At 71.4% G+C, this 5,213-nt stretch carries 6 protein-coding genes and 1 pseudogene; 5 read left to right on the top strand and 2 right to left on the bottom strand.

The window, feature by feature from the left end:
- Together VED21_RS01415 and VED21_RS01410 are read left to right on the top strand one after the other, a co-directional pair.
- Window positions 1–781: pseudogene (locus VED21_RS01415) on the top strand (helix-turn-helix transcriptional regulator); the annotation flags it as partial.
- Window positions 782–910: 129 nt separating this feature from the next.
- Window positions 911–1,288, top strand: a complete 378-nt coding sequence (locus VED21_RS01410) for a response regulator (RefSeq protein WP_324880518.1) — start codon at window positions 911–913, stop codon at window positions 1,286–1,288.
- Between the two features lie 28 nt (window positions 1,289–1,316).
- Here VED21_RS01410 and VED21_RS01405 read toward each other — a convergent pair whose 3' ends face one another.
- Window positions 1,317–2,024, bottom strand: a complete 708-nt coding sequence (locus tag VED21_RS01405; RefSeq protein WP_324880517.1) for a glutathione binding-like protein — start codon at window positions 2,022–2,024, stop codon at window positions 1,317–1,319.
- Window positions 2,025–2,061: 37 nt separating this feature from the next.
- Window positions 2,062–2,847 (bottom strand): CbiX/SirB N-terminal domain-containing protein, encoded by a 786-nt coding sequence (locus VED21_RS01400; protein WP_324880516.1) that lies wholly within the window; start codon window positions 2,845–2,847, stop codon window positions 2,062–2,064.
- A gap of 158 nt (window positions 2,848–3,005) precedes the next feature.
- On the opposite strand from VED21_RS01400, the gene VED21_RS01395 reads away from it, so the two are divergent.
- From VED21_RS01395 to VED21_RS01385, 3 genes are all read left to right on the top strand, one after another.
- Window positions 3,006–3,866, top strand: coding sequence for an MBL fold metallo-hydrolase (locus VED21_RS01395; protein ID WP_324880515.1), 861 nt, complete (start codon window positions 3,006–3,008; stop codon window positions 3,864–3,866).
- Window positions 3,867–3,885: 19 nt separating this feature from the next.
- Window positions 3,886–4,236, top strand: a complete 351-nt coding sequence (locus VED21_RS01390; RefSeq protein WP_324880514.1) for a TIGR01244 family sulfur transferase — start codon at window positions 3,886–3,888, stop codon at window positions 4,234–4,236.
- A 123-nt stretch (window positions 4,237–4,359) separates the two neighbouring features.
- The coding region (locus VED21_RS01385) for a TauD/TfdA family dioxygenase (RefSeq protein ID WP_324880513.1) at window positions 4,360–5,213 on the top strand (854 nt) is incomplete at its 3' end.

Below are 5,213 nucleotides of genomic sequence, written 5' to 3'. Positions count from 1 at the left end.
GCCCAACGGCATCCGCGACTCCCTGGGCGGCGTCGTCCTGGCCGACGCCTGGACGGCGGTGCACCTGAGCCTGCTGCCGCGCGGCCGGGAGATGGTGGACGAGGGCGACGTGCGGCTTCTGCGCCGGCTGGTGCCGCACGTCCAGCGCGCGGTGCGGGTCCACCGCCGCCTGCAGGCCGCCGAGGTCGAGCGCGACGGCATGCTGCGGGCCTTCGAGCGGCAGGCCATCGGCTTCATCATCTGCGACGGGCAGGGGCGGCTGCTGTTCGCCAACCCGGAGGCGGAACGCCTGCTGCACGGCGGCGGGTTGTCCGTGGCGCAGGGGCGGCTGCGCGCCGGCAACGGGGTGGGGGAGGCGCTGGCCCGCGCGCTTGCCCAGGCGACGGCGGTGCCGCACGCCGCCGGCTCGGTGCTGCGCGTGCCGCGCCCGGACGCGGCGGCGCTGTCCGTGCTGGTGTGCCCGTTCCGCGGCCGGATCCCGCTGGTCGGCGGCGAGGAGCGGCTGGCGCTGCTGTTCGTGACCGACCCGGAGCGCTGCGGCCGCCTGCGCGAGGAGCACCTGACGCGCCTCTACGGCCTGACGGCGGCGGAGGGGCGCCTGCTGCTGGCGCTGCTGCAGGGGCGCCGCCTGGCCGAGCATGCGGCGGCGGCCGGCGTCAGCATCACCACGGTGCGCAGCCAGCTGCAGTCCATCTTCGCCAAGACGGGCGTCGGGCGGCAGGCCGACCTCGTCCGCCACGTGCTGGCCGACCCCATCAGCGGCCTCGCGCACGAGGATTGAGCCTTCCGGATCAAAGATCGGCATCAAAGATCAGCTTCGAAGATCGGCATCATCCGTTTGCAGGATGCCCGGCGCATTCGCAGCCCTCATAGTTGCCCTGGCTTAACCTTAAATGCCGGGAAAGCGCCGATGGAACGCGAGAGCCGCCTTGCCCTGGTCATCGACGACGACCCGCTGGAACGGATGAGCTTCGGCGCCTTCATCGAGGACCAGGGCTGGCGCGTGCTGGTCGCGGCCAACGGCGCGGAGGCGGCGGCCGAGATCGTCGGGCGCGCCATGTGCCCCAGCCTGATCCTGTGCGACCGCCACGTGGCGGGCGAATCGGGGCTGGCGGCGCTGCTGCGCCTGCGCTCGCTGTGCGGGCCGCGGGTGCTCTACGTCCTGCTCACCGGCGACACCCTGCCCGAACTGGTCGGCCGTCTCGCGCACGAGGGGGTGCGGGCCGTCTACAAGCCGGTCATGCCGGAGGACATCTGCCGGCTGCTGAGGGAGGCGGGAAGGGCGTGACGGCGCACGCCCCTCCCGTGGCTCCGCATCAGTTCTTGGGCTGGAGGCTGGCGGCGGTCTGGCCGAAGAGGATGCGCTTGCTCTCCTCCGTCACGGTCGGCGTGTCGGCCAGCGGCTTGCCCTTCTCATAGGCGCGCACGGTCGCCGGGCGTTCGGCGATGGCGGTGAACCAGCGCTTGAGGTCCGGGAAGTCGTCGAGGTTCTGGCCCTGGCGCTCGTACGGGACGACCCAGGGATAGCAGGCCATGTCGGCGATGCTGTAGCCGTCCCCGGCGATGAAGGCGCGGCCCGCAAGGCGGCGGTTGAGCACGCCGTACAGGCGGTTGGTTTCCTTGACGTAGCGCTCGACGGCGTAGGGGATCTTCTCGGGCGCGTACTGGCCGAAGTGGTGGTTCTGCCCGGCCATGGGGCCCAGGCCGCCGACCTGCCAGAACAGCCATTCCAGCACCGTTTTGCGGCCGCGCAGGTCGGTGGGCAGGAACTTGCCGGTCTTCTCGGCCAGGTAAAGCAGGATGGCGCCGGATTCGAACAGCGACACCGGCTCGCCCCCATCGGCGGGAGCGTGGTCGACGATGGCCGGCATGCGGTTGTTGGGGGCGATCGCCAGGAAGTCCGGCTGGAACTGGTCGCCCTTGCGGATGTCCACCGGCACGATGCGGTAGTCGAGGCCGGCTTCCTCAAGGAACAGCGTGATCTTGTGGCCGTTGGGCGTCGGCCAGTAGTGAAGGTCGATCATGCGGGGTCTCTTTCTCCTTGTCTTCTACTCCCGGCCGCTAGCCGCGGTCGAGGGCGGCGAGCGCCCGGCGCCGGATCAGGCCGGCCAGCCGGGGGTGGCGGCCAACCGCCGGGGTCAGCCACAGCCGACGCCCGTCGATGGCGCGCCCGTCCAGGCCGCCACCGCCGTCGCGCAGCATGGCGGGCAGGTCCTCCTCCTCATGATGGCCGCCGGAAAGGAAGAAGGGAACCACCACCACGTCGGGGCAGCCCGTCGCCGCGCGCCACTTGCTGGCCAGCGGCGGCTGCTCCAGGTAGATGGCCCCGACGTCGCCATAGCGCCCGGTCGCCGTCAGTGCGTCCACCAGCGCCATGGTCGAGCGTTCCGAGGCCGGGCGCCGCACGCTGCCGTGCCCGGCCACCAGCAGTCCCGTCCGCGCCGGGTCGAGCCCGGCGCCGGCCATGGCCGAGTCGGCGAGGTCGGCGGCGATGCCGACCACCTCCGGGTCGAGGCCGATGGGCGGCAGCACCGTCAGCCGGTCCATGGCGCCGCTCTCGGCCAGCAGGCGCGGCAGCACCATGCGGGCGACGCCGCCCTCCGTCGCCAGCAGCGGCACCACGACGACGCGGCCGGGCGGCAGCGACTCCAGGGCTTCCTTGGGGGAAGGGGCCTGCAGGGCGAACGACGTGCCCACGGCGGCGAACGGCCCGCATCGCAGCAACTCGCCCGCCAGCGCCGTGGCGATGGCCGCGCCCGCGCCGTCGGACGTGCCGTGCGCGAAAAGGAGGAGGGCGGCGTCTTCCGGCGAGGTGGCGGCGGGCAACGGCTGGGCGGGCATTGTCATTCCCCGGAGTGTCCTACGTTTTGAAACCTAGCGCCCCGGTGCGGCTTTGGCGATACGGCAGCGGGGGGCGATACGGCAGCGGGATTGAAAAATTAGTCGAGCCTAATGTAATGTGTCCTTCGGGCGAGTGCCCGGACTTTCACGTGTGGAGGGCCGCCATGGGTGCCGTCGTGCAATCCTTCTTCGACCGCCAGACCGCGACGGTGAGCCATGTGGTGCACGCCGGCCCTGGCAGCGTGTGCGCGGTGATCGACGCGGTGCACGACTTCGACATCAAGTCGGGCCGCCGGCGCACCGACTCGGCCGACCAGATCGTCGCGTTCGTCACCACAAACCGGCTCCGCGTCGACTGGATCCTGGAGACGCACATCCACGCCGACCACCTTTCGGCCGCCCCCTATCTCAAGGAAAAGCTGGGCGGGCGCATCGGTGTGGGCGAGCGCGTGCGCGAGGTGCAGCGGATCTTCAAGGGCATTTTCAACGCCGAAGCCGAGTTCGCCACCGACGGCAGCCAGTTCGACCACCTGTTCACCGACGGCGAGGCGTTCACCGTTGGCGACCTGAAGGCGCGGGTGATGCACGTGCCCGGCCACACGCCGGCCTGCGTGGCCTTCCTGGTGGAGGACACGGTGTTCGTCGGCGACACGCTGTTCCTGCCGGACGTCGGCACGGCGCGCTGCGATTTCCCCGGCGGCGACGCTGGCGAGCTGTACCGCTCGATCCGCCGCCTGCTGGACCTGCCGGGGGAGACGCGCATGTTCGTCTGCCACGACTACCCGCCGTCCGGCCGTGAACCCGCGTGGGAGACCACGGTAGCCGAGCAGCGGCGGTCCAACATCCACGTGCGCGACGGCGTGTCGGAGGCGGATTTCGTGGCGTTGCGGACGGGCCGCGACAAGACTCTGGAAATGCCGGCGTTGTTGTTGCCGTCCGTGCAGTGCAACATGCGGGCGGGCCACCTGCCGCCGGCCGAGGCGGACGGCGTGCGCTACCTCAAGATCCCGGTGGATCGCCTCTGATCTGACAAGCGAGAGAACGATGCTGAGCCTCAGTCAACTCGAGAACCAGGTCTTCGCCAACGGGCAACTGAGCCCCGAGGACGTCGCCGAACTGGCCCGCCAGGGCGTGAAGACCATCGTCAACAACCGCCCGGACGGCGAGGAGGCGGGGCAGCCGACCTCCGACGCGGTGGCGAAGCTGGCCGCCGAGCACGGCATCGAATACCACTACATCCCGGTGGGCCGCGACCCGCTGACCGCGGAGCAGGTGGACAAGATGGCCGGCGTGCTGAAGGATTCGCCGCGCCCGATCGTCGCCTACTGCCGCTCGGGCATGCGGTCGTCGACGATCTTCAGCTACGCCAAGGCGCGGCTTTTTGAACAGCGCTGAGCGCTTGAGCCGGGCCGTTCCCCGGTGCCCCAATACCTGCGATGATTTCCGTGGGGCACCGGTTGCGGCGCCCCACGGCACCGGAGACGGTCCCATCGGAAACGGTCCCATCGGAAGCGGTACATGACGACGGCGCTCCTGCCCGACGCGATGCCGCGCACCGGGCCCTTCTCCCTGGACGACGAACCCGCCTACCGGCGCTGGCGCGACGGGAAACTGGCCGCGCATCCGGCGTCGGTGGGCGACCTCGTGGTCGAACTGCGCAACCCGCTGGATCCCGGTCCGGCCGAGGAGGCGGCGCTGCGCGACCGCATCCGCCGCTGCAACATGGCGGTGTTCGCCGGGCCGGTGGCGGAGCAGGCGACGCAGGAGCGCATGCGGGCCTTCGCCGCCCGTTTCGGCCTCCATCGGCTCGACACCAACATGCTGGCCGACGAGGACGGCATCACGCCGCTGTCCGTCGCCGCGGATGGGCCGCGCCGCAACTACATCCCCTACACCGACCGGCCGCTGTCCTGGCACACGGACGGCTACTACAACACGCCGGACCGTCCGGTGCGCGGGCTGCTGCTCTACACCGTCCGGGACGCGGCGGAGGGGGGCGACAACGCGCTGCTGGACCACGAGATGGCCTACATCGCGCTGCGCGAGGCCGATCCCGGCCACGTCGCGGCGCTGATGCGCGACGACGCCATGACCATCCCGCCGAACGCCGAGCCCGGCCAGCCGCCGCGCCCGGCGCAGGCCGGGCCGGTGTTCTCGGTGGACGACGGGGGGAACCTGCACATGCGCTACACCGCGCGGACGCGCAGCATCGTGTGGGCGGACGATCCGGCGGTGCGGGCGGCGGTGGCGGCGCTGGGCGCGCTGCTGAACGGCCCGTCGCCGTGGATCCTGCGCGCCCACATGACGCCGGGGCAGGGGCTGCTGTGCAACAACGTGCTGCACAACCGCACCGGCTTCCGCGACGACCCGGC

The sequence above is a fragment of the Azospirillum sp. genome (assembly GCF_035627195.1).
GTDB lineage: Bacteria > Pseudomonadota > Alphaproteobacteria > Azospirillales > Azospirillaceae > Azospirillum.
This window is presented reverse-complemented; position numbering and strand designations above follow the sequence as displayed.